The organism is Phytobacter sp. RSE-02 (assembly GCF_040578655.1).
GTDB lineage: Bacteria > Pseudomonadota > Gammaproteobacteria > Enterobacterales > Enterobacteriaceae > Phytobacter > Phytobacter diazotrophicus.
The window spans coordinates 268,956-292,200 of the sequence record NZ_JBEULY010000006.1; the positions used below are offsets into that span (position 1 = coordinate 268,956).

24 protein-coding genes are annotated in these 23,245 nt (G+C 51.9%); 15 read left to right on the forward strand and 9 right to left on the reverse strand.

Going from position 1 to position 23,245, the window contains the following annotated elements:
* Nucleotides 1-51: 51 nt before the first annotated feature.
* Nucleotides 52-1,392 (reverse strand): PTS sugar transporter subunit IIC, encoded by a 1,341-nt coding sequence (locus ABU190_RS15440; protein ID WP_071193582.1) that lies wholly within the window; start codon nt 1,390-1,392, stop codon nt 52-54.
* 337 nt (nt 1,393-1,729) lie between these two features.
* Here ABU190_RS15440 and ABU190_RS15445 point away from each other — a divergent pair, with 337 nt between their 5' ends.
* Nucleotides 1,730-2,188: a YbaK/EbsC family protein gene (locus ABU190_RS15445; protein WP_039078240.1), complete on the forward strand. Its 459-nt coding sequence runs from the start codon at nt 1,730-1,732 to the stop codon at nt 2,186-2,188.
* A gap of 40 nt (nt 2,189-2,228) precedes the next feature.
* Here the strand turns inward: ABU190_RS15445 and bglJ are convergent, their stop codons facing one another.
* Together bglJ and ABU190_RS15455 are read right to left on the reverse strand one after the other, a co-directional pair.
* A complete protein-coding gene (gene bglJ / locus ABU190_RS15450) occupies nt 2,229-2,855 on the reverse strand; it encodes a DNA-binding transcriptional activator BglJ (protein ID WP_296414362.1) in 627 nt (208 codons plus the stop codon).
* Nucleotides 2,855-3,589: a LuxR C-terminal-related transcriptional regulator gene (locus tag ABU190_RS15455; protein WP_354691757.1), complete on the reverse strand. Its 735-nt coding sequence runs from the start codon at nt 3,587-3,589 to the stop codon at nt 2,855-2,857. Before ABU190_RS15455 ends, bglJ begins: the two co-directional genes overlap by 1 nt.
* 515 nt (nt 3,590-4,104) lie before the next feature.
* On the opposite strand from ABU190_RS15455, the gene ABU190_RS15460 reads away from it, so the two are divergent.
* The 9 genes from ABU190_RS15460 to opgB all read left to right on the forward strand — a co-directional run bounded on the left by ABU190_RS15460 (nt 4,105) and on the right by opgB (nt 11,633).
* Nucleotides 4,105-4,881, forward strand: a complete 777-nt coding sequence (locus tag ABU190_RS15460; protein WP_271848730.1) for a threonine/serine exporter ThrE family protein — start codon at nt 4,105-4,107, stop codon at nt 4,879-4,881.
* Nucleotides 4,872-5,345 carry a threonine/serine exporter gene (locus tag ABU190_RS15465; RefSeq protein ID WP_039078235.1) on the forward strand — a complete coding sequence of 158 codons (474 nt, stop codon included), beginning with the start codon at nt 4,872-4,874 and terminating at the stop codon, nt 5,343-5,345. Before ABU190_RS15460 ends, ABU190_RS15465 begins: the two co-directional genes overlap by 10 nt.
* A 66-nt stretch (nt 5,346-5,411) precedes the next feature.
* Nucleotides 5,412-6,053, forward strand: a complete 642-nt coding sequence (locus tag ABU190_RS15470) for a TetR family transcriptional regulator (RefSeq protein ID WP_071193580.1) — start codon at nt 5,412-5,414, stop codon at nt 6,051-6,053.
* A 45-nt stretch (nt 6,054-6,098) separates the two neighbouring features.
* Nucleotides 6,099-6,554 carry a MarR family transcriptional regulator gene (locus tag ABU190_RS15475; protein ID WP_354691758.1) on the forward strand — a complete coding sequence of 152 codons (456 nt, stop codon included), beginning with the start codon at nt 6,099-6,101 and terminating at the stop codon, nt 6,552-6,554.
* 82 nt (nt 6,555-6,636) lie between these two features.
* A complete protein-coding gene (locus tag ABU190_RS15480; protein WP_039078233.1) occupies nt 6,637-7,065 on the forward strand; it encodes an organic hydroperoxide resistance protein in 429 nt (142 codons plus the stop codon).
* 185 nt (nt 7,066-7,250) lie between these two features.
* The gene (dnaT, locus tag ABU190_RS15485) at nt 7,251-7,790 is read left to right on the forward strand and encodes a primosomal protein DnaT (protein ID WP_354691759.1); all 540 of its coding nucleotides are present in this window, start codon (nt 7,251-7,253) and stop codon (nt 7,788-7,790) included.
* 2 nt (nt 7,791-7,792) lie between these two features.
* A complete protein-coding gene (dnaC, locus tag ABU190_RS15490) occupies nt 7,793-8,530 on the forward strand; it encodes a DNA replication protein DnaC (RefSeq protein ID WP_047371948.1) in 738 nt (245 codons plus the stop codon).
* Between the two features lie 73 nt (nt 8,531-8,603).
* Entirely contained in the window at nt 8,604-9,104 is a 501-nt protein-coding gene (locus ABU190_RS15495; RefSeq protein WP_165159275.1) for a DUF2501 domain-containing protein, read from the forward strand.
* A gap of 237 nt (nt 9,105-9,341) precedes the next feature.
* Nucleotides 9,342-11,633, forward strand: a complete 2,292-nt coding sequence (opgB, locus tag ABU190_RS15500; RefSeq protein ID WP_354691760.1) for a phosphatidylglycerol--membrane-oligosaccharide glycerophosphotransferase — start codon at nt 9,342-9,344, stop codon at nt 11,631-11,633.
* Between the two features lie 139 nt (nt 11,634-11,772).
* Here opgB and ABU190_RS15505 read toward each other — a convergent pair whose 3' ends face one another.
* The gene (locus tag ABU190_RS15505) at nt 11,773-12,795 is read right to left on the reverse strand and encodes a zinc-binding alcohol dehydrogenase family protein (protein WP_354691761.1); all 1,023 of its coding nucleotides are present in this window, start codon (nt 12,793-12,795) and stop codon (nt 11,773-11,775) included.
* A 139-nt stretch (nt 12,796-12,934) separates the two neighbouring features.
* Between ABU190_RS15505 and ABU190_RS15510 the strand changes: the two genes are divergently transcribed.
* On the forward strand, nt 12,935-13,849 hold the full coding sequence (locus ABU190_RS15510; protein WP_354691762.1) for an FCD domain-containing protein: 915 nt from the start codon (nt 12,935-12,937) through the stop codon (nt 13,847-13,849).
* Nucleotides 13,850-14,063: 214 nt separating this feature from the next.
* Entirely contained in the window at nt 14,064-15,425 is a 1,362-nt protein-coding gene (locus ABU190_RS15515) for an MFS transporter (RefSeq protein ID WP_039078226.1), read from the forward strand.
* 15 nt (nt 15,426-15,440) lie between these two features.
* Here ABU190_RS15515 and ABU190_RS15520 read toward each other — a convergent pair whose 3' ends face one another.
* Together ABU190_RS15520 and tsr are read right to left on the reverse strand one after the other, a co-directional pair.
* Nucleotides 15,441-16,253, reverse strand: coding sequence for a GNAT family N-acetyltransferase (locus tag ABU190_RS15520; RefSeq protein ID WP_354691763.1), 813 nt, complete (start codon nt 16,251-16,253; stop codon nt 15,441-15,443).
* 83 nt (nt 16,254-16,336) lie between these two features.
* The gene (gene tsr / locus ABU190_RS15525) at nt 16,337-17,998 is read right to left on the reverse strand and encodes a methyl-accepting chemotaxis protein (RefSeq protein WP_271848726.1); all 1,662 of its coding nucleotides are present in this window, start codon (nt 17,996-17,998) and stop codon (nt 16,337-16,339) included.
* Nucleotides 17,999-18,352: 354 nt separating this feature from the next.
* On the opposite strand from tsr, the gene ABU190_RS15530 reads away from it, so the two are divergent.
* From ABU190_RS15530 to yjiA, 3 genes are all read left to right on the forward strand, one after another.
* On the forward strand, nt 18,353-20,506 hold the full coding sequence (locus ABU190_RS15530) for a carbon starvation CstA family protein (RefSeq protein ID WP_039078222.1): 2,154 nt from the start codon (nt 18,353-18,355) through the stop codon (nt 20,504-20,506).
* A gap of 96 nt (nt 20,507-20,602) precedes the next feature.
* Nucleotides 20,603-20,806, forward strand: coding sequence for a YbdD/YjiX family protein (locus ABU190_RS15535; protein ID WP_039078221.1), 204 nt, complete (start codon nt 20,603-20,605; stop codon nt 20,804-20,806).
* Nucleotides 20,807-20,816: 10 nt separating this feature from the next.
* Nucleotides 20,817-21,770, forward strand: coding sequence for a GTPase (gene yjiA / locus ABU190_RS15540; protein ID WP_354691764.1), 954 nt, complete (start codon nt 20,817-20,819; stop codon nt 21,768-21,770).
* A gap of 7 nt (nt 21,771-21,777) precedes the next feature.
* Here the strand turns inward: yjiA and ABU190_RS15545 are convergent, their stop codons facing one another.
* From ABU190_RS15545 to ABU190_RS15555, 3 genes are all read right to left on the reverse strand, one after another.
* Nucleotides 21,778-22,563, reverse strand: coding sequence for a hypothetical protein (locus tag ABU190_RS15545; RefSeq protein WP_354691765.1), 786 nt, complete (start codon nt 22,561-22,563; stop codon nt 21,778-21,780).
* Between the two features lie 82 nt (nt 22,564-22,645).
* The gene (locus tag ABU190_RS15550) at nt 22,646-22,927 is read right to left on the reverse strand and encodes a type II toxin-antitoxin system YafQ family toxin (protein WP_223878739.1); all 282 of its coding nucleotides are present in this window, start codon (nt 22,925-22,927) and stop codon (nt 22,646-22,648) included.
* 1 nt (nt 22,928) lies between these two features.
* Complete coding sequence (locus ABU190_RS15555) at nt 22,929-23,210, reverse strand: type II toxin-antitoxin system RelB/DinJ family antitoxin (protein WP_052249220.1); 282 nt, start codon at nt 23,208-23,210, stop codon at nt 22,929-22,931.
* Nucleotides 23,211-23,245 lie beyond the last annotated feature (35 nt).

The window sequence follows — 23,245 nt, forward strand, 5'->3', positions numbered from 1 at the left end:
AAAGGACGTAAATACTCAAAAAGGCAACTTTCGTTGCCTTTTTGCTTTTATTTAGGCCACTTGCTGGCCTTCTTCTGCGCGTTGCGCCTCTTCCGCTTCCTGTTCCAGTAACTGTTTCTCGTACACTTTAAAGAACGGGTAGTAAATGATGGCGGAGATAACCGCGAGGATCACGACAAGCACGGCGGCACGGAAATCCCAGCCCAGCGCCCACGCCCCGCCAATAGGTGCAGGAGCGGTCCATGGAACAACAGAAATCACGCGTCCAATCAGATCCATTTTCATCGCCGCCCAGGCAATAATGGCGTTAACTAATGGCGCCAGAAGGAAAGGAATAAAGAACACCGGGTTCATGACAATCGGCGTACCGAAAATAACCGGCTCGTTAATATTGAACATACTGGGGACGATACTCAAACGGCCAATGGAGCGTAGATGCACCGAGCGGCTGCGCAGATAGCAGAACACCAGCCCCATGGTTGCACCGGAACCCCCAATAACGATAAAGAATGTCCAGAAGGCCTCCATAAAGATGTGCGGTAACGGCGCCCCCTGCGCAAGTGCCGTCTGGTTCAGCCCCAGGTTAGTCAGCCAGAACATTTGCAGCATGCCAGACACAATCGCCGCCCCATGAATCCCGGCAAACCACAGTAAATGTCCGATCAGCACCGCCAGTAAAATCGCAGGCAGGGAATCCGCAGCCGACACCAGTGGCTTAAAGAGCGCCATAATGGCTTGCGGAATCAATACATTGAAATGTGACTGAATGAGGAGGCTCAGCGGATAGAGCGTCAACACAACCACCAGCACCGGAATCAACAGGTCAAATGAGTTTTTGATCATCGGCGGCACCTGATCCGGCAAGCGGATGCCGATATTGTGCGCCTTAAGGAAACGCATCATCTCCACACAGTACACGGCGACCAGAATGGCGGTAAAAATCCCGGTTCCCCCCAGGCTATCTACCGGTAATGTGCCATTGGTTTTGGGTGCCGCAACCAGTAAAAAGGCCATCAGCGACAGCATGGCGCACATAAAGGGATCGAGCTGATGCGACTTCACATAATGCTTGCCCAGGTTATAGGCGATGGCCGCACAGATGTAGATAGACATAATGCCCATCGTCATGTCGAACGGCGTCAGGATACGCCCTTCATACTGCTTAGCCAGATCGAGCCACGCACGGGCGAAGCCCCACGTCGTGTCAGGCGAAAACGGTGGATAGGCGAAGACCAGCAGGAAAGAACCGACTATCATAAACGGCATGGCCGAAATGAAACCATCACGGATGGCCATGACATGACGCTGGGAAGAAATCCGTCCGGCTATAGGGCTGACGTAGTTTTCGATGAAGCGAAAAATCACGTTAAACACTGCATGGTTGGCAGACATAGCGGCTCTCCTGTCAGTCTATATAATTCAGCGCAACAGCGAATGTTCTGCCGTGCAGCAATCCATTTGTAGGGTTTAAGATCATGCTGGCTAACGAACCAGCATTACAGCGAAGCAGGATACGTTTCATAGACGGCTCTTATTGATTATCGGGACAGAGGAAGTGACAAAATCAGTATTAACCCCGATGAAAAACACTGCAACCGGTTACTGAAACCGGTTTCCACGATTGTGAAGGTGATCGTGAAACGCGTGGTAACGGGATTGTTTTGACAAGATATTTACAGGGATCACAGGGTTGTGACAGATTATTGAAGGTTATGTTCAGGAGAAGAAAATGAGTTTGCAGTCTGTCAGGCAATTTTTTGCCGAACACGCCCCCGATATTGACATCATCGAGCTCAACCAAAGTACCGCAACCGTCGCACTGGCTGCTGCCGCCCATAATGTTGAACCCGGTCAGATAGCCAAAACGTTATCTCTCAAAATCAAAAACGACGTGGTGTTAGTTGTCGCAAAAGGCGATGCCCGCCTGGACAACAAAAAGCTGAAGTCCACCTTCGGTGCGAAAGCGAGAATGCTTAGTAGTGATGAAGTGGTCACCCTTACCGGCCATCCGGTTGGCGGTGTCTGTCCGTTCGGGCTGGAAAACCCGTTGGCTGTTTATTGTGATGTTTCATTGAAACACTACGAGGAAGTACTCCCGGCAGCGGGCGCCATCCATAGCGCAGTGCGTATTTCCCCGGAGCGCATGGCGCAATTAACAGACGCAAAATGGATTGATGTTTGTGAGTAATCAAGGCAGTGCCAGGCGAACCTGGCACTGAGTAAGCGGGTTATGCCAAGGATTGAGCCCCTTTCAATGCTGCTGCGGCAGGAACCCAGGTTAAAATATCTGCCGCATTCAGCAGCCCCACATCGGAATTCACCCCTAACTTAGCCATGGCGTTAAATTTATGCGCCCGGATGGTCTTAATGTTGCGCTCCAGATGTACGGCTATCTCCGGCATCGACAAACCACGCGTCATACATTGCAAAATGGCGCGCTCAGTCGGACTCAACGTGCGGTTCTGGCTGACATACCAGTGATTGACCACGTTCTCATTGACACGGCGGGTCTCCCCCAACAGGGTACAAATGTGCCCAAGTAAAATGGGTAACGAAGCTGATTTACTTAAAACGCCATGCAATCGTGACGGAGAAAGACGGCTGACAAGGCGCGCTTCGCGGTCATCATCCGCCAGTACGATCCGCTGGATGCCTGGGTTTGTCAGTGACAGCGCATGCAAGCAAAGCAGACATTCCCGTCGGAGCTCTCGCATACTCGATAGCGAATAAATGACTGAAAAGAAAGGCGTCTTTTTCTGCGCTTCAACAAATGCTTTGTGACTGTTAAAAAAATGAAAGTGATATGATTTCATGACTGGCGATGCGAACAGATGGCGCAGGCCAGCCTCACTCATCATGCATCTCTCGATGACGGCAACATGCTTTTTCCCGGCACTGATTTCCATTCTGATTGCTCTCCATACGCCGACACAAGATTCAGCTCTTTAGCCCCCTGCGCACTATTAATCCATGCATACATTTCCGCATTACTTCGTAATGACAGTCGACGCATGGCGCTGTTTTTTTGCGCGCTAATCGTTTTATTGCTTTTTTTAAGTAGCATCGCAATTTGATTAATACCCCATCCTTTACCCAGCAGACGGAATACCTTTCGCTCAGAAAGCGTTAATGACTCCAGCTTATTTACGGCCTCATCTGCGTCAAAGAAATCTGCTGATAATAAAGTCTGGCTAATTCTTTCTGCACTTTCATCACCAGCACGAATAGCATTAATAACACCGTCTACTGGTTCTCTGTCTGAAAGTAAGGTGCTACAAGGTCGCATCAGCAATTCAACGGCCATGGGATAAATCGTACGTGAAACAAAGAATATCCAATGGATATCAGTGTATTGAGAAAGAAGGGAATAATATTGTTCACAGGCATTGCGCATCTGACGCTGTTCATCAGAAAGATCTGCGATGACCAGAGAGGCGCGGCGTAACTGTAATAGTGTTATCTCTTCTAAAGAGCGGCAAAAAGTTAATTCATATTCGGGGAAATGACGTTCCAGAATGTCCCCCAATCCAACAGTCATTACGGGAATTTTACTGACAACTATCCCATATTTACAGCTTCTCGATAACATGTAACCTCCGCATCCATTCGCGAGCCTTATAAAATAAGTGATGTGAATATTTACTAATAACGCCAACCACCGTGTCAGCGGATACCACCCATTAATAAATATAAAATGAAAATATGACGAGAACGTTTGTCAATATTCGGTTGTAACAATTAGTGATTATAAAAACAGCTTAATGGGGTGTCAATATATCTAACGAGCCAATAATGGTACCTGAAACGTACTATTCAGAAGATAAAAAGAGAAACATAAATTAATTAATCACAAAATATATATTTATTGAAAATAAATACACCAGAAAAATGAATCTCTCTTTTCATCTCTCACGTGGCGTAGGTTTCCCTTCCCCTTTCTGAAAACGGCGCACAATCCTGCCAGAGAGCAGTAAAACAGCACCATTTTGTGATTTATTGCGCGAATCTTGATCTATCACCACGCCATACACAGGGCCTCCTGTGCTAAAAATTACCTTTTCGTGCCACGCCTTGTGGACCTTGTGCAACATTACCAGGGCTATCATGCAAGAAGACCAGTCATCACAACGCGCCATTACACGTTTGTGTATCCAATGCGGCCTTTTTTTATTGCAACACGGTGCGGAAAGCGCACTGGTAGATGAATTATCCACGCGCCTCGGACTGGCGCTGGGCATGGATAGCGTCGAAAGCTCCATCTCATCAAACGCCATTGTGCTGACCACCATTAAAGATGGCCAGTGCCTGACGTCGACCCGAAAAAACAGCGATCGCGGCATCAATATGCATGTGGTGACTGAGGTTCAGCATATTGTCATCATGACAGAGCATAAATTACTGGACGCCAAAGATGTCGAAAAGCGTTTTTCTCAGGTAAAACCCCTTCGTTACCCTCGCTGGCTGGTCACGGTAATGGTTGGCCTGTCCTGCGCCTGTTTTTGTCGGCTTAACAATGGCGGCTGGGATGGCGCGTTTATTACGTTCTGCGCCAGTAGTATGGCGATGTACGTCCGACTGGTGCTGGCGAACCGTCATATGCACCCGCAAATCAATTTCTGCATCACCGCATTCGTGGCGACCACCATTTCCGGGCTTATGCTCACGCTACCGGTTTTCCTGCATACGCCTACGGTCGCTATGGCAGCAAGTGTCTTATTGCTGGTCCCCGGCTTCCCGTTGATTAATTCCGTCGCAGATATGTTTAAAGGCCATATCAATACTGGCCTCGCACGCTGGGCTATCGCCAGTCTGTTAACACTCGCTACCTGTATTGGTGTCGTTTTGGCTATGACCATGTGGGGGCTGCGCGGATGGATGTAATCTGGTTTTTGCTTAATCTGATACAAGACATGTTGCTGGCCGCTATTCCGGCCGTAGGCTTTGCAATGGTGTTTAACGTTCCGCATCGCGCCCTGCCCTGGTGCGCTCTGCTCGGCGCAATTGGTCACGGTACACGCTTCGCCATGGTCTCCTGGGGCTTTAACATCGAGTGGTCGACATTTATCGCCTCGATGTTGGTCGGCAGTATTGGGATTCACTGGTCACGCTGGTATCTCGCGCATCCAAAAGTCTTTACGGTTGCCGCAGTAATCCCCATGTTTCCGGGGATATCAGCCTATACCGCAATGATCTCCGCCGTAAAGATCAGTCACCTCGGTTATAACGAAGACCTGATGATTCTTTTACTGACCAATTTTCTCAAAGCGTCGTCGATTGTCGGCGCGCTCTCAATCGGCCTGTCTATCCCTGGCCTGTGGATCTACCGCAAACGTCCGCGCGTGTGAAATTTGAGTTATTTCTTTGCCATGGTGATAATCCCCCGAACCGATTGTGACTGACGAGGAGAGGATGTGGAACACCATGGCATTTATTCACCGGACAGTTTTGACGATACCCGAGTGAAGGACAAAATTTTCCTCAGCGCGATTACACTGTTTGCGGAATATGGGCTCAATGGCGCCCGCATGGAGCAAATCGCTGAAAAAGCCGGCACGACAAAGCGCATGGTGGTGTACCACTATAAAACCAAAGAAAACCTGTACTTGCAGGTTATCGAGTATGTTTATGCCGCTATTCGCGCCAACGAAAAATCCCTCGAACTCGCCACCCTGCCGCCTGTCGAGGCGCTGGTACAGTTAGTAGAAAGTAGCTTCGATTACCACGCCGACCACCCCGATTTTATTCGCATCATCTGCATGGAGAACATGCAACGCGGCCGCTTCATTCAGCAATCGGCCTGGCTGCGGGATGTCAACCTCAGCGCCCTGACGCTGCTGGAAGATATTTTGCGTCGTGGTCAGCAAAAGCAGCTATTCAACCAAAGCGTCTGCGCGCGCGACCTGCATCGCCTGATCAGTAGCTTTAGTTTTCATTACGTTGCCAATAGTTATTCGTTCTCCATGCTTTTCGAAGCGGATGAAGATCAACAGCAACAACGTCAGCATTATCGCCGGATGGCAGTACAAGTCGTGCTGCGTTATATCTGTCCCTAAAAAAATAACTTGCAATTAAATCGTGCACTATCTATATTCAGAAACATGAAAACGAAATCAACTGAACCCGCGAATGCGCAGCTCGCGTTAGATAACCAGTTTTGTTTTGCGTTGTACTCAACAAACCTGGCGCTGCATAAGCTGTATCGGCAGTTACTGGCACCGATGAATCTGACCTACCCGCAATATCTGGTAATGCTGGTGTTGTGGGAACAAGATGACGTCACGGTGTCGGAGATTGGTGAACGCTTATTTCTGGATTCGGCAACACTTACCCCGCTGTTGAAGCGGCTGGAAAGCGCCGGGTTTATTATTCGCCAACGTTCCCGCCAGGATGAACGCCAGGTCGTCATTACCCTGAGCGAGACAGGTCGGGAATTGCAACAACAGGCAAAAGCGATACCGAATGCGGTCATGTGCTCGTTCGATTGTGACCATAAGCATCTGATGGAGCTAAAACAGCAGCTCGAAGTATTGCGCCAACAGTTTCAGCAAGCATAAGCCCGACTGTGGACGGTTTTATGCGACCATATATATAGCGTGCTATTTTATAGTAAACGACAATTATGAAAAGGAACCTGTTATGTCTTTAGAAAAAGTGATTTATACCGCCAAAGCCAAAGCCACCGGTGGCCGTGAAGGTCGCGCAACCTCTTCTGACGGCGTACTGGACGTCAAACTGGGTTTACCGAAAGAGATGGGTGGCGCAGGCGGTGAAGTCACCAACCCGGAGCAACTGTTTGCCGCAGGTTATTCAGCCTGCTTCCTGGGTGCGATGAAGTTCGTCTCTGGTCGCGACAAGATCGCAATTGCAAAAGACGCCTTTATCGAAGCAGAAGTGGGTATCGGTCCGCTACCGACCGGGTTTGGGATTGAAGTTAAACTCAATATCCACCTGGAAGGAATGGATGCCGCAGAGGCGAAGAAACTGGTCGATGCCGCCCATATTGTCTGCCCTTATTCTAACGCCACTCGTGGCAACGTCGATGTTACGTTAAACATCATCGCGTAATACTAAGCCGGACGGGCATTAGCCAAAGATCCGGCAGCCAGCACCATTGGGAAAACACACAGCCGGGGCAACCCGGCTTTTTCGTCTCTGCTCCCCCACGCCTCCACTGTGTTACTATGTGTCATTATGTCTGCGAAAATCTTCGCAGAACGTCTTTCTGTTATTGCCCTGTTTGAGAACGCGCTATGTCTTCCAGAATTCTGACTTCTACAGTTATCGGCATTGATGATTTTATGCGCGATCACGAAAGCGTTCTGGCGCGAACGGAAGGGGGCGCGGTCGCTGTTTTTGCCAATAACAGCCCTGCGTTTTACGCTATTACCCCCGAACGTCTGGCAGAATTGCTGGCGCTGGAGTCACGTCTGGCGCGCCCGGCCAGTGATATCACGCTGGATAACCAGTTCTATGAAGAGCCAGCCGCCGCACCGGTAAATGTTCCTATGGGGAAATTTGCCATGTATGCGGGCTGGCAGCCGGATGCGGATTTTCAACGCCTTGCGGCGCTATGGGGCATCGCCCTTGCCCACCCCGTTGCGCCGGAAGAGCTGGCGTCGTTTATTGCCTACTGGCAAGCCGAAGGGAAAGTGTTCCACCATGTGCAATGGCAGCAAAAACTGGCGCGAAGCCTCCAGATAAATCGCGCCAATCAGGGCGGCACGGCGAAACGCGACATTAACGCGATTTCCCAGCCTGACAGCCAAATTCCACCAGGTTTTAGAGGATAACGATGAAAAACGTCGCTGAACTGATGAAACGTCTGCAACGGATGATGCCTGCCAATACTCAGCCCGCGTTTAAAAACGGTGAGGAACTTATGGCCTGGCAGAAGGAACAGGGTAAGATCCGCGCCGCCGCGATTGCCCGCGAAAATCGGGCGATGAAAATGCAGCGCACGTTTAATCGCTCAGGTATCCGTCCGCTTCACCAGAACTGTTCTTTCGATAATTACAAAGTGGAATGCGAAGGCCAGATGCGCGCACTGAGCCAGGCGCGGCAGTATGTGGCTGAGTTCGATGGAAATATTGCCAGCTTTATCTTCTCCGGCAAACCGGGTACCGGTAAAAACCACCTCGCAGCCGCTATCTGCAATGAACTGCTACTGCACGGCAAATCCGTGTTGATTATCACGGTCGCTGACATCATGTCCGCCATGAAAGAGACATTTGGTAACCGCGATAACAGCGAAGAACAACTGCTCAACGATCTGAGCAGCGTGGATCTGCTGGTTATCGATGAGATCGGCATGCAAACCGAATCACGCTACGAAAAAGTGATCATTAATCAGATTGTCGATCGTCGATCTTCCTCAAAACGCCCGACAGGTATGCTCACCAACAGCAATCTGGAAGAGATGAACAAGCTATTGGGCGAGCGTGTCATGGACAGGATGCGCCTGGGCAACAGTTTGTGGGTCATCTTTAACTGGGACAGCTACCGTAGCCGCGTCACCGGCAAAGAGTATTGAGAGTTTTCCACTCCTTAATCCGGACGCGGGCAGGTGTATAATGTGCGCTTTCAGGCCACCCCAGGATTACGCCATGTCCTTTGCTAAACACCTTCTCTGCGTCGCCTTCGCCGGCGGCGCGTTTTTCACTCACGCCAGTTATGCCTCTTCCTGGCAGGACAGTCTTTCCAGCGCAGCCAGCCAGCTTAGCCAGCAGAGCGGTTCTGGCGGTCAGCAACAAGGTGGTATGTCCCTGTCTTCATTGACGGGCCTGCTCAACGGTGGCAATCAGTCACTCAGCTCAAGCACCATGAATAATGCAGCAGGCGTAATGTCTTACTGTGCCAAACATAAGCTCGCCTCACTGACTAACACGGATAACATTAAAAATCAGGTGCTGGATAAACTTGGCCTGAGTTCCCAGACAGAACAGCAGAAAGACACTAACTATCTCGAAGGCCTGCAGGGAATGTTAAACACTAAAAACGGCGAGCAGCTCAATCTGAACAATATTGGCAGCACGCCGCTGGCGGAGAAAGTGAAAACCAAAGCCTGTGACATTGTCCTGAAACAGGGCGTAAATTTCCTCTCCTGAGTTAAAAAACGTCGCGTTTGCCGCCCCACGGGCCCAGACGCGGCGCCTGTCTTTTACCTGCGTACTTTCCCTCTCCATACAGAAAGCGACAGCGGTCATACTTAAATCTTTCTAAACCAATTCCGAATAAATCTGTATAAAGATGACACTACAATTGCAGCTATGTTACATCGCAATTAAATTGTATCCCCAAAGGATTTATGCCAGCAGGATGCTGGTGTCGTAGAGGAATGACGGTTGTCCGAGTTACTTTCTATTGTTCTATTTCTCGCGTCCGTGGCGATTTACGCCTCTAAAGCGGGCCGTAATACCTGGTGGTTCACTGCAATATTGCTGGTGCTGGGTTTCTTTGTCCTGCTAAACATCACCCTCTACGCCAGTAACTACTTCACAGGCGATGGGATCAATGATGCGGTTATCTACACGCTGACCAATAGCCTCACGGGCGCGGGGGTGCGCAAATATCTGCTGCCCGGTGCAGTTCTGGTTCTCGCCCTGGCGGCGGTTTTTGGCGCGCTGGCCTGGATACTACGCCGTCGTCGCCACCGCCCCTATCACTTCGGTTACAGCCTGCTGGCACTGCTGATGGCGCTCGGCTCCGTGGACGCCAGCCCGGCATTTCATCAGATTACTGAGCTCGTAAAATCGCAGTCCCGTGAAGGCGATCCTGATTTCGCAGAATATTATCGCGAACCGGCGAAAAAGATCCCCAATCCAAAGCTGAACCTGGTCTATATCTACGGCGAGAGTCTGGAACGCACCTATTTCGATGATGAGGCGTTTCCCGGCCTGGCGCCTGAGCTGGGCGCATTAAAAGAAGAAGGTCTGGATTTCTCGCAAACGGAACAACTGCCCGGTACGGATTACACCATTGCCGGAATGGTCGCCTCTCAGTGCGGTATCCCCCTGTTTGCGCCGTTTGAAGGTAACGCATCTGCGTCCGTTTCCAGCTTTTTCCCGCAGAACACCTGCCTTGGCGATATCCTGAAAAACTCCGGCTACCAGAACTATTTTGTTCAGGGCGCAAACCTGCGCTTTGCCGGTAAAGATGTGTTTCTTAAATCACATGGCTTTGACCATTTGATCGGCGCAGAAGAGTTAAAAGGCGAAGTAAGTGATCCTAAATACCGCAATGACTGGGGTTTTTACGACGACACCGTGCTGGATGAAGTGTGGAAAAAGTATGAGGCGCTATCCCGTTCCGGGCAACGTTTCTCATTGTTTGCGTTAACTGTCGATACCCACCACCCGGACGGTTTTATCTCCCGAACCTGTAGTCGTAAAAGCTACAGCTATGACGGTAAACCAAATCAGTCGTTTAGCGCCGTAACCTGTAGCCAACAGCATATTGCCGCGCTAATTAACAAAATCAAAGCCTCGCCCTGGTTTAAAGATACGGTCATTGTGGTCTCTTCCGATCATCTGGCCATGAATAACACAGCCTGGAAATACCTGAACAAAGAGGATCGTAAGAACCTGTTTTTCGTTCTGCGTGGCGATGAGCCACAGCAGGACACGCTGGCCGTGAAACGCAGCACCATGGATAACGGCGCTACGGTGCTGGACATTCTCGGTGGCGATAACTACCTCGGCCTTGGGCGCAGCAGCCTGTCCGGGCAGTCGCTTTCCGGCGAGTTCCTGAATATGAAAGAGAAAATCGTCGCCTGGAAGCCCGATATCATTCGTCTGTGGAATTTCCCGAAACAGATGAAAGACTTCAATATCGATCGTGATAAAAAGATGATCGCCTTCTCCGGCAGTAATTTCCGCCTTCCACTACTGGTACGTGTGTCATCAAAACGCATCGAACCTATCCCGGAAAGCGAATACTCTGCGCCGCTGCGTTTCCAGCTCGCCGATTTCGCCCCACGCGATAACTTTGTCTGGGTTGATCAATGCTACAAGATGGCCCACCTGTGGGCGCCGGAGCTGGTGCTTTCCACCGACTGGTGTGTATCACAAGGGCAGCTTGGCGGTGAACAGAAAGTCCAGGCGGTCGACAAAGATCAGTGGAAAGGCAAAACCGCTTTCAAAGACACCGTTATCAGCACCGACCGTTACAAGCAAAATGTGGATATGCTCAAAATTGTCGATGACGACATCCGCTACAAAGCCGATAGCTTTGTCTTCAACGTCGCAGGCGCGCCTGAGGAAGTGAAAAAATTCAGCGGTATTTCTCGCCCGGAAAGCTGGGGACGCTGGTCGAATGCGCAGCTCGGCAACGAAGTCGAAATTGAATTTAATGACCCGCTGCCAGCATCCTTTGACCTGGTGATCACCGCAAAAGCCTATGGTGCAAACGCCAACCGCCCTATTCCGGTAAGAGTAGGCGATGAGGAACAAACGCTGATGCTGGGCAACGATGTTTCCACCACCACGTTGCGTTTCAACAACCCGACACGCAGCAATACGCTGGTAATTGTGCCGCCGGAACCCGAGTCGACCAATGAGGGGAATATCCTCGGCCACTCTCCACGTAAACTCGGTATCGGGATGGTGGAAATCAAAGTTATTGAATCCGCAGGATAAAAAAATGCGCCCGAAATACCCTGGGCGCTGAATAGCAATCGTTATTGCTGCCTGTCTTTGCAACCTATCCTCCGCTGGCGGATGAATACCCCGCGACAACCTCTGCCTCAAGCCACAACACCTGAGTGCCGAAAGGCACTCAGAAATGAATAACCCCTTTGATCAATTCGCGGTTGTTAATCACCTGTTGTTCGTAGATTTCTGCCAGTGCGTGAAACGCATAGCGGTGTGTCAGCATCATTTGTGCGGTGATCTTGCCTTCCGCCATCAAACGCCCGACTTTGGCAAAATCCTCCTCCGTCGCGTTACGGCTGCCCATCATGGTGGTCTCTTTTTTGTGGAATTCCGGATCGGAAAACTGCAAATCCCCTTTAAATAGCCCCACAAAGGTGATGCTGCCGCCGTGGCGAATCAGGTTCACCGTGTTATTCATCGCTTGCTGATTACCCGTTGCATCAATGACTTTTTGCGCTAGCGAACCACCAAAGGCGGCACGCAAAAGGGCATCAAAATCTGCCGAGGAAGGATCGAGGGTCACCAGATCCAGATGTTTTTCGACATGTGCACGGCGGGCCGCGCTGGTGTCGGCAACCAGCACCTGCGCGCCATCGGCGTTGGCAATAGCCGCCGCCCCCAGCCCGATTGGCCCCGCCCCCACAACCAGCACCTGTTCCCCTGGCTGGATCGCGGCACGGCGCACCGCATGGGCACTGATCGCATAAGGTTCAATCAATGCGGCGGCTTCCGGGTCGATGCCCTCGGCCACCAGCAGGTTTGCCGCCGGGACGCTCAGGAACTCGCTAAAGCCGCCATCCTGATGCACACCGATCACCGAGATGTTCTCACAGCAGTTGGTGCGCCCACTACGGCAGGCCGGGCATTTACGACAGGCAACGTAAGGAATAACCGCAACCTGCTGACCATTACGCAAATGGTTTATATTTTTCCCCAGACCAACAATCTCGCCACATATTTCGTGGCCTAAAACACGTGGATAACTAAAAAAGGGCTGATTACCCGCCCAGGCATGAATATCCGTTCCACATATCCCTACTGTTTTTATTTTTATTAACGCTTCATTATCGCCAGGCATTGGAATTTCACGTTTTTTCCAAATCATTACTTTAGGTTCCTGGCATACCAGGGTATTCATTGTGGTCATTATTCATTCTCCCGTATTTCTTGTTGCTCCAGATATCAGGGAAAAGGAGAAACAAAACGAAACCGGCATGCTGAATTGTGAAACTCAGCCCATAAAAATGTTTTAAATAGGTTTTTAATAATAAAAAACAGGAGACACGATGAGCCGTTCGCAAAACTTACGCCATAACGTAATTAACCAGGTGATTGATGATATGGCGCGTGGTCATATTCCATCCCCGCTGCCCACGCAAAACGCGCTGGCAGAAATGTATAACATCAGCCGCACAACCGTACGGCACCTGCTGTCGCATCTGTGTGAATGCGGGGTTCTGGTCAAGTCCGAAGGCGCCTGGTGCATTATCCGTAAACCGACACAGGAAGATGGCTTCAACTGCATCAGCGCGCCGCTGGCCGAGCAGAATCGTCTCTTTGAGCAAGCATTCTTCACCATGATTAACCAGCGCCAGCTGCGCGCAGGCGAATCTTTTTCCGAGCTACAACTGGCGCGTGCGGCAGGTGTCAGCCCGGTGGTGGTACGGGAATATTTGCTCAAATTTGGCCGTTATAATCTCATTGAGAATGAAAAACGCGGCCAGTGGAGCATGAAACAGTTCGACCAGCGCTACGCCGAACAGCTTTTTGAACTACGGGAAATGTTGGAAACCCATGCCCTGCAGCATTTCCTGAATCTGCCCGCAGATGACCCGCGCTGGCTGAGTGCCAAAACGCTGCTCGAACGCCACCGTATGCTGCGCGATAGTATCGGCGATAGCTTTCGCATGTTTTCGCAACTGGATCGGGATTTTCACGCATTATTGCTTTCCGCTGCTGATAACATCTTTTTTAATCAATCACTTGAAATCATATCCGTTATCTTCCATTTTCATTATCAGTGGGATGAAAGTGACCTGAAGCAGCGCAATATCATCGCCATTGATGAACATATGACCATCCTCAGCGCCCTGCTTTGCCGCAGCGATCTTGATGCCACATGTGCGTTGCGCAACCATCTGCATACCGCTAAAGAATCCATGATCCGTTCTATTCAGCAATCCCTTGCCGCTCACTATTAAGTACCAATTAAAAACAGCAAATTTCAATCGGGAGCACGCTTCTGCTAAAAGGCAAAGAACTAAAAATAACACCGCTCCTATCCTTTGATTAAGTCGACTGAATTAAATGGATGTAAGTGAGTGGTGTCAGATTTATTAATCTGGCATCGGGATTGATATTTTCTCCTTCACTGATAAAGCGCGAAGAGAGATAAGTAACATTTTGGAGTCAGGCGTGGAAAAAAACGATATTACCCTCGACCCACGGACAACGTTTGATAAAACAACCGAAGCGGATATTCCTGTTCCGCCAGATGGCTTATTAAAACGTAGCGCCCGAATTAAGCGGATTCAAACCACAGCGATGCTTTTATTATTTTTTGCTGCGGTTATCAATTATCTCGACAGAAGCTCATTATCGGTCGCGAATTTAACCATTCGCCAGGAGTTAGGGCTAAGCGCAACCGAAATTGGCGCCCTGCTCTCCGTCTTTTCACTGGCTTATGGTATCGGACAGCTCCCGTGTGGCCCCCTGCTTGACCGCAAAGGTCCGCGTATCATGCTCGGCTTAGGCATGTTTTTCTGGTCGCTGTTCCAGGCGCTTTCCGGCATGGTGCACAGTTTTACTCAATTCGTACTGGTACGTATCGGCATGGGACTGGGTGAAGCGCCAATGAATCCGTGCGGCGTCAAAGTGATCAACGACTGGTTCAACATTAAAGAGCGTGGCCGCCCGATGGGCTTCTTTAACGCCGCATCGACCATTGGCGTCGCCATTAGCCCGCCCATTCTTGCCGCCATGATGCTAATGATCGGCTGGCGCGGCATGTTCATCGTCATCGGTGTGCTGGGGATTTTCCTCGCTATTGGCTGGTACATGCTCTATCGCAACCGCGAAGATTTGCAGCTAACCGGGGTTGAACAGGCCTATCTGAATGCCGGTAGCGTCAATGCTCGTCGCGATCCGCTGAGCTTCGCAGAATGGCGCAGCCTGTTTCGTAACCGAACCATGTGGGGCATGATGCTTGGCTTTAGCGGTATCAACTACACCGCCTGGCTCTACCTTGCCTGGCTGCCTGGCTATTTGCAAACCTCTTACAATCTCGATTTGAAAAGTACCGGCATGATGGCCGCGATCCCCTTCCTGTTTGGCGCCGCCGGGATGCTGACCAACGGTTATGTCACCGACTGGCTGGTAAAGCGCGGCATGGCGCCGATCAAAAGCCGCAAAATCAGTATCATCACCGGGATGCTCTGCTCCGCCGCTTTTACTTTCGTCGTACCGGAGGCCACAACCTCCATGGCCGCCGTCTTGCTGATTGGCATGGCGCTGTTCTGCATCCACTTTGCGGGCACATCATGCTGGGGATTGATCCACGTCGCAGTGGCATCAAGAATGACCGCCTCAGTAGGCAGTATCCAGAACTTCGCGAGCTTTATCTGCGCCTCATTTGCACCGATTGTCACCGGGTTTATCGTCGATACGACCCAGTCATTCCGTCTGGCGCTGATTATCTGCGGCTGCGTGACAGTCCTCGGCGCCATTGCTTATGTGGTGCTGGTTCGCCAACCGATCAGCGATCCGAAGCAAAACTAACGAACAAACGGGCGATCACAACATCGCCCGCATTTCAATTTGACTGATGTTCATCGTGGAATACCCCGCTGAGGAAAACAGCGGGGTGAAGGATTCCGGCACCGCCACACTGGTCGTTAACCCAGGGAAGTGATGATTGAGGGTGATCAGCATCTCACGGGCAAAGCCTTTGTGGCGGTACTCCGGCTCGACATAAAGAAAGCGCAGTTGCGGAGCATCCATCAGCGTTGAAATGACCGCATACGCATGCTTACGATACTCAAAAGCCCGGCAAGGAAGGGTAATGACGCAAAGAGGATCAAGCTGCCAGGGTAGCGTGTTCTTTACCTCAGCCACGGAGCGCCAGAGCAGCTCAAGAGGATTGCACTCCCGCAACAGGTTCTCTGGGATAGCGGTAAACGTATTGCCCTGATAGCCCCGCAGCACCCGCTGTTGCTCAAAACCCACTGACCGATACAGACCGATCCCCGCCTGGTTGTCTGCAAGCACCTCCAGCCATATCTGCTGAACGCCCTTTGCCTTCAACCTGTCAATTAAGGGCACCAACAGCCGCTTACTTACCCCATTCCCCCTGTATGCCGGGCGCAGGGCAAAGGCGGCCAGCCGCGCGGATTCGGTACGCCGGGTGATAAGGGCAATGGCCACAAGCTTTTCGCCTTCCCACCAGACACAAGAGTCGGTCAGACTGATATCTTCTGCGCCGAAACGCAGAGCAAAGCGCTCAGGAGTAAGAGAGATGGGAATGCGGTAGCCTTCAAAGCACTCGCCTAAAAAAGCGGAAAGCTGCTCGCTACTGTAGTGAAGGGCAGAAACGGCGGTCAGGTTCATAGTGCTCCTCCGGGCGGAAAAACCAAGGATAGCACGATGAAAAAAGATTAAGTGCGCCCCGCGTCAGCAGGGCGCGAGGTTTATCAGAAGGTTTCCCAGTTTTCGTCGCCGACCGCCGCTTTACGCGGCATTGGGCTTGCAGATGGGGTTTTCAGCGTGGATGCCGCAACCGGTGCTTCGCGGGACACGCGACGGGTACGGAACACGGCAACCGCCTGCGTCAGACGGCTGGCCTGTTCTTCCAGCGCGGCAGCCGCAGCGGCAGATTCTTCTACCAGTGAGGCGTTCTGCTGGGTCACGCGGTCCATTTCTGCTACAGCCAGACCCACCTGATCGATACCACGGCTCTGCTCATCGGAGGCAGAGGCGATTTCGCCCATGATGTCGGTGACGCGGGTTACCGCACTGACAATCTCGTCCATCGTTTCACCGGCGCTTTCCACCAGCGTAGAACCCAGCTCAACACGACCGACAGAGTCTTCAATCAGACTTTTGATTTCACGCGCCGCCTGCGCACTGCGCTGGGCCAGGTTGCGGACTTCCCCTGCTACCACCGCAAAGCCACGCCCCTGCTCGCCAGCACGTGCGGCTTCTACCGCAGCGTTCAGCGCCAGAATGTTGGTCTGGAAGGCGATACCATCGATCACGCTGATAATATCGGCAATTTTCTGCGAACTGGCGGTAATGTCACGCATTGTCTGCACAACGTTATCCACCACTTTACCGCCTTTCTGCGCGGTATCGGATGCGCTTTTCGCCAGATGACTGGCCTGACGGGCGTTTTCGGCGTTCTGTTTCACCGTTGCGGTCAGCTCTTCCATACTGGCGGCAGTCTCTTCCAGCGAAGCAGCCTGCTGTTCAGTACGGGAAGAGAGATCGTTGTTACCTGCAGAGATTTCGCTTGCGCCGCTGTAAATGGCATCGGCACCGTTACGGACATCGCCTACGGTACGCACCAGCTCAGCCTGCATGTGACGAAGGCTGGAGGCCAGTTGGCCCATTTCGTTGCTACCGTGCACATTGATGCTCTGTTCCAGATCGCCACCGGCAATATGGCGGATGTTTTCAATCAGATGATTCATCGGACCGATAACACCACGCTTAATACCCAGCCATACGGCGACAATCACTACCAGTACGACCAACAGGACACTAATAATTATCCATACGGCAGTGGAGTAAGAGCCGTTACTCTCTTCGACCGCGATAGCATACAGACGGTCGTTTTGCTGCAAGTAGTCAAGGTACGGCTTCTCAAAGGCGTCCTGATAGCCCTGGGTCGGCTGATCAAAGAACTCATTGATTTTGCCTGCACCCAGCAACTGAATCAGCTCAGCCAGCGCATTGTGGTAAATATCATAAGTACGATTGATTTCCGCTGCCGCAGCCTCGTTCTGGCGCGGATCGCGAGGTAAAGCTTGATACTCTTTCCAGTGCGTTTCCGCCTGCTTTAACGAGCTGCTGGCGATCTGCATCAGATCGTTCACCGTTGCACCACTACCAATCTGGTTCTGATCCATCATGTAACGGATCCCGGCGCGGTTGAGCGTGTTACGCGTCTGCAAAAGCGCCACCCAACTGGCGTTGAGCGTGGATTGTTGCTGACGAATAGTCTGCAACACAGTGAAGTTTTCTTTGTCGTGCTTAAGTGCGTTAAAGAATAAGCCGCCAGATGTGAGCTGCAAAAGACCAAAAAGTCCCAGTACAAAAAGTAAACTGGTGACAAGTTTCATACGATTCAACATGTTTTCTATCTTCCATTAGCCAGGTATCAGTTTTTCGGCCTGACCAGAGAAAACTTTAAAGGAAATCATGCTGAAACGCGCTTTCCAATTTAACATTTTCGCAACATATGTGCCAGGGCTTTTTCTGGCGACCTGTTAGCGGATCGCATAGTGAGTGATCCTTATCACATATTTTCAGCCGCTTAGCGCCGTATAAAACCGCTTATCCGCTTAGCTGACCGCTTACCCCGCTATTCATACCACTCAATCAGATCGCGCCCTTTTTACGCTTGTAATTTGCCATGATCGTCACCAGCAAGGCCGTCTTTTAACACATCAACTCCGATTTCATTTTTCTTGATAATCAGGTCTGACATGGATACTAAAAAGCTATTCAAACATATACCCTGGGTGCTCCTCGGCATCCTCGGCGCCTTCTGCTTATCCGTCATTGCTTTACGACGCGGTGAGCACGTCAGTGCGCTGTGGATCGTGGTCGCTTCCGTTTCTGTGTACCTCGTGGCGTATCGCTACTACAGCTTGTACATCGCGCAAAAGGTGATGAAGCTCGATCCGACACGTTCTACCCCGGCTGTTATTAATAATGACGGCCTGAACTACGTACCCACCAACCGTTACGTCCTGTTTGGTCACCACTTTGCCGCTATCGCAGGCGCTGGTCCGCTGGTCGGCCCGGTGCTGGCAGCGCAAATGGGCTACCTGCCGGGTACCCTGTGGCTGCTGGCAGGCGTTGTGCTGGCAGGTGCGGTGCAAGACTTTATGGTGCTGTTTATCTCTTCACGCCGTAACGGCGCCTCTCTGGGTGAGATGGTGAAAGAAGAGATGGGCCGCGTGCCAGGGACTATCGCCCTGTTTGGCTGCTTCTTAATCATGATCATCATCCTCGCCGTGCTGGCGCTGATCGTGGTAAAAGCCCTGGCAGAAAGCCCGTGGGGCGTGTTCACCGTTTGCTCCACTGTACCGATTGCCCTGTTTATGGGTATCTACATGCGATTCCTGCGCCCAGGCCGCGTGGGTGAAGTGTCGGTCATTGGTATCGTGCTGCTGGTGGCCTCCATCTACTTCGGCGGCATCATCGCCCACGACCCGTACTGGGGCCCGGCTCTGACCTTCAAAGACACCACCATCACCTTCGCGCTGATTGGTTATGCCTTCATCTCTGCGCTGCTGCCGGTATGGCTGATCCTCGCACCGCGTGACTATCTGGCAACTTTCCTGAAAATCGGCGTTATCGTGGGTCTGGCGCTGGGTATTGTTATCCTCAACCCGGAACTGAAAATGCCTGCGGTCACGCAGTACATCGACGGTACCGGCCCGCTGTGGAAAGGTGCGCTGTTCCCGTTCCTGTTTATCACCATCGCCTGTGGCGCGGTCTCTGGCTTCCATGCGCTGATCGCTTCCGGTACCACGCCGAAACTGCTGGCGAATGAAACCGACGCGCGTTTTATCGGTTACGGCGCCATGCTGATGGAGTCCTTCGTTGCGGTGATGGCGCTGGTTGCGGCATCCATCATTGAACCGGGTCTCTACTTTGCAATGAACACCCCGCCTGCTGGCCTTGGCATCACAATGCCGAACCTGCATGAGCTGGGCGGCGACAACGCACCGATGATTCTGGCGCAGTTGAAAGATGTCACCGCGCACGCGGCGGCAACGGTAAGCTCATGGGGCTTTGTTATCTCCCCTGAGCAGATTCTGCAAACGGCAAAAGATATCGGCGAACCATCCGTACTGAACCGCGCAGGCGGCGCACCGACGCTGGCTGTGGGTATCGCCCACGTGTTCCACAAAATCATGCCGATGGCGGACATGGGCTTCTGGTACCACTTCGGTATCCTGTTTGAAGCACTGTTCATCCTGACTGCGCTGGACGCCGGTACCCGTGCTGGCCGCTTTATGCTGCAGGATCTGCTGGGTAACTTCGTGCCATTCCTCAAGAAAACCGACTCACTGGTCGCCGGTATTATCGGTACCGCAGGTTGCGTTGGGCTGTGGGGCTACCTGCTGTATCAGGGTGTGGTTGACCCGCTGGGCGGCGTGAAAAGTCTGTGGCCGCTGTTCGGTATCTCTAACCAGATGCTGGCGGCTGTCGCGCTGATGCTGGGTACGGTGGTGCTGGTGAAAATGCAGCGCACCAAATACATCTGGGTCACCGTGGTTCCTGCTCTGTGGCTGCTGCTGTGCACCACCTGGGCGCTGGGTCTGAAACTGTTCAGCGCCAACCCGCAACTGGAAGGCTTCCTGTACATGGCTAACCAGTACAAAGAGAAGATTGCTGCCGGTGGCTCTGAGCTGACCGCACAGCAGATTGCCAACATGAACCATATCGTGGTGAATAACTACACCAACGCAGGTCTGAGTATTCTGTTCCTGGTGGTCGTGTACAGCATCATCTTCTACGGTATCAAAACCTGGTTGAACGTGCGTAACAACACCGTGCGTACCGACAAAGAAACCCCGTATGTTCCGGTACCGGAAGGCGGCGTGAAGACCTCTTCACATCACTAAAAAAACGGCGGGTGGCGCTGCGCTTACCCGCCCTACAAGGTTCTGTAGGCCCGGTAAAGCGTAGCGCCACCGGGCTTTTTCTTATCAGGATGCGTTATGTTTGGTAACTTAGGTCAGGCCAAAAAATACCTCGGCCAGGCGGCAAAAATGCTGATTGGCATCCCGGATTACGACAACTACGTCGAACATATGAAAACCAATCATCCGGATAAACCCTGGATGACGTACACTGAGTTTTTCCGCGAACGTCAGGAAGCGCGCTACGGCGGAAGTGGAGAAGGTGGCGTGCGCTGCTGCTAAAGGAGAGAACATGACACCGATCGCTGTCACCCTGTTAACCGGTTTTCTTGGCGCCGGCAAAACCACCCTGCTGCGTCATATCCTCAACGAGCAGCACGGCTTCAAAATCGCCGTTATCGAAAATGAATTCGGTGAAGTCTCGGTTGACGATCAACTGATTGGCGACCGCGCCACGCAGATCAAAACGCTCACCAACGGCTGTATTTGCTGTACGCGATCCAGCGAGCTGGAAGACGCGCTGCTGGATTTACTCGATAGCCTTGATCGCGGTGACGTCACCTTTGATCGCCTGGTGATCGAGTGCACCGGTATGGCCGATCCCGGTCCGATTGTCCAGACCTTCTTTTCCCATGAGATCCTCTGTCAGCGTTACCTGCTGGATGGCGTGATCGCGCTGGTGGATGCCGTCCATGCGGATGAGCAGATGGATCAGTTCACCATCGCCCAGTCGCAGGTGGGCTATGCTGACCGTATTCTGCTGACCAAAACCGATGTCGCCGGTGAAAGCGAAAAGCTGCGCGAACGTCTGGGCCGCATCAACGCCCGCGCGCCGATTTATACCGTCACCCATGGCGATATCAATCTCGGCCAGTTGTTTAACACCAACGGCTTTATGCTGGAAGAGAACATCACCTCAAGCCCACGCTTCCACTTTATCGCGGACAAGCAGAACGACGTCTCATCGATTGTGGTGGAGCTGGATTATCCGGTCGATATCAGCGACGTTTCCCGGGTAATGGAAAACCTGCTGCTGTCGTTTGCCGACAAGTTATTGCGCTATAAGGGCATGTTGTGGATTGATGGCGAGCCCAACCGCCTGCTGTTCCAGGGTGTACAGCGGCTTTATAACGCCGACTGGGACCGCCCGTGGGGCGACGAGCCGCCGCACAGCACGCTGGTCTTTATCGGCATTCAACTGCCGGAACAGGAAATCCGCGACGCCTTTGCCGGGTTGAAAGCCTGACGTCGTACTACACAAAAGCCAGTTTACCGACCTTCGCCAGTAAACTGGCTTTTGCCTGATCCAGCAGGTCCGCATTGGTGCGACTCGACAGCGTGTCGCGCGCTTTAAGCCCCAGAAAATAGCTAATCCGCTCCATATTGGCCCCGGACGGATGCGGCAATCCCGACAATATCCGCGCCTCGTCCAGCACGCCCCGACTTGCCAGCAGGTTTACCCCTTCAGTCGCCACCGGCCCCAGCGGAATAAATACCGCTTTTTTCAGCGTCGCCGCTTCCTGGGCAAACCCTTCATCAATTGACGCTCTCAATAACGCGGAGCGGGAAAAATGCGGCGTGCCGTTGTAATTGACGCCTTTAACAAACAGCGGCTGGGTATACAGCGACGTGCAATGCACCAGCCCGGTATGGTCGGTAAAAAGCTGCGCCGTGGAATCCAGCGAGAGCATCTGTGCCAGGCCAATACCATCCAGCAATTTGACCAGGTTATTTCGCAGCGGCCCGCTAAAGGCCCCGTGTTTTTTCGCCTCACGTAACGCCAGCGCGTCATCGCCGCCCTCACGCAGCACTTTCTGCGCTGTCGTCACCGCGTTATACCACTGTACATATCCTGGTGTTATCCCTACCAGTACCACCAGCGCACGGGTATTTACCGCATCAAAAGGGATGTAGTACTGCGCGAGATTTCCCTCCTGCGCCAGCAAAAATTCCGCGGGTAACTCACCGGGCGTTTTACGACCGGAAAAAGTGACGATAGCGTCGCGAAAGCGGGACAAATTAGCAGAAATAGCGCTCATGATTTCTTTTCACCCAGGGTCAATCGAGGGAACATCATATGTCGGATGATGGCTGACGTTTAAGGTAGTTTCAGGTTGTTTGTTATTCGAACAGTTCGGCATGCGTCCCCAAATCAGTGAACACGATCAAGTGCTTTTCGGACTCAAGCTTATAGACCAGCAAATAATCCCCACCGATATGCAGCTCCCTGAAACCTTGCATATTCCCGGTCAGTGCATGGTCGTTGTATTGCGCAGGAAGCGGGTTACCGGAAAGAACCATAGCCATGATGGCGGCAGTTTCGTTCATATCCCGCCGCCCGGCTTTGTTATAGCGTTCCCAGGCTTTGATAAAAGAACGGGTGTAATCAGATCGGAATGGCAAGTTAGTCCGTTTGCTTTTTACCATGATTCAGGCTGTCCATAAGCTGCTCTGCACTCTCAAAGCGTCCATGCCGGTGCGTAATAATTTCATCTGCTTCGTTCATTGCTACTCGCAGACGGGCAGTTGGTTTACGGGTTACTTCAAAAGGTAGCCCTTCATGTTTTACGATTTGCTCAGCAAACAAGCGGATAGCCACACTCCAACTCAGTCCACACTCTTCCAGCACGGTAGCCGCTCGTTCTTTCAACTCTTTGTCGATACGCGATCGGATAACAGAATCCATATATCCCCCCATTCATTTTGTAGCCACATTGTAGC

Bases quoted from the DNA above. Each gene is read 5' to 3' on its own strand.
- ABU190_RS15440 (WP_071193582.1), bottom strand. From the start codon at position 1,392: ATGTCTGCCAACCATGCAGTGTTTAACGTGATTTTTCGCTTCATCGAA.
- ABU190_RS15445 (WP_039078240.1), top strand. From the start codon at position 1,730: ATGAGTTTGCAGTCTGTCAGGCAATTTTTTGCCGAACACGCCCCCGAT.
- bglJ (WP_296414362.1), bottom strand. From the start codon at position 2,855: ATGAGTGAGGCTGGCCTGCGCCATCTGTTCGCATCGCCAGTCATGAAA.
- ABU190_RS15455 (WP_354691757.1), bottom strand. From the start codon at position 3,589: ATGTTATCGAGAAGCTGTAAATATGGGATAGTTGTCAGTAAAATTCCC.
- ABU190_RS15460 (WP_271848730.1), top strand. From the start codon at position 4,105: ATGCAAGAAGACCAGTCATCACAACGCGCCATTACACGTTTGTGTATC.
- ABU190_RS15465 (WP_039078235.1), top strand. From the start codon at position 4,872: ATGGATGTAATCTGGTTTTTGCTTAATCTGATACAAGACATGTTGCTG.
- ABU190_RS15475 (WP_354691758.1), top strand. From the start codon at position 6,099: ATGAAAACGAAATCAACTGAACCCGCGAATGCGCAGCTCGCGTTAGAT.
- ABU190_RS15480 (WP_039078233.1), top strand. From the start codon at position 6,637: ATGTCTTTAGAAAAAGTGATTTATACCGCCAAAGCCAAAGCCACCGGT.
- dnaT (WP_354691759.1), top strand. From the start codon at position 7,251: ATGTCTTCCAGAATTCTGACTTCTACAGTTATCGGCATTGATGATTTT.
- dnaC (WP_047371948.1), top strand. From the start codon at position 7,793: ATGAAAAACGTCGCTGAACTGATGAAACGTCTGCAACGGATGATGCCT.
- ABU190_RS15495 (WP_165159275.1), top strand. From the start codon at position 8,604: ATGTCCTTTGCTAAACACCTTCTCTGCGTCGCCTTCGCCGGCGGCGCG.
- ABU190_RS15505 (WP_354691761.1), bottom strand. From the start codon at position 12,795: ATGACCACAATGAATACCCTGGTATGCCAGGAACCTAAAGTAATGATT.
- ABU190_RS15510 (WP_354691762.1), top strand. From the start codon at position 12,935: ATGAGCCGTTCGCAAAACTTACGCCATAACGTAATTAACCAGGTGATT.
- ABU190_RS15520 (WP_354691763.1), bottom strand. From the start codon at position 16,253: ATGAACCTGACCGCCGTTTCTGCCCTTCACTACAGTAGCGAGCAGCTT.
- tsr (WP_271848726.1), bottom strand. From the start codon at position 17,998: ATGTTGAATCGTATGAAACTTGTCACCAGTTTACTTTTTGTACTGGGA.
- ABU190_RS15530 (WP_039078222.1), top strand. From the start codon at position 18,353: ATGGATACTAAAAAGCTATTCAAACATATACCCTGGGTGCTCCTCGGC.
- ABU190_RS15535 (WP_039078221.1), top strand. From the start codon at position 20,603: ATGTTTGGTAACTTAGGTCAGGCCAAAAAATACCTCGGCCAGGCGGCA.
- yjiA (WP_354691764.1), top strand. From the start codon at position 20,817: ATGACACCGATCGCTGTCACCCTGTTAACCGGTTTTCTTGGCGCCGGC.
- ABU190_RS15545 (WP_354691765.1), bottom strand. From the start codon at position 22,563: ATGAGCGCTATTTCTGCTAATTTGTCCCGCTTTCGCGACGCTATCGTC.
- ABU190_RS15555 (WP_052249220.1), bottom strand. From the start codon at position 23,210: ATGGATTCTGTTATCCGATCGCGTATCGACAAAGAGTTGAAAGAACGA.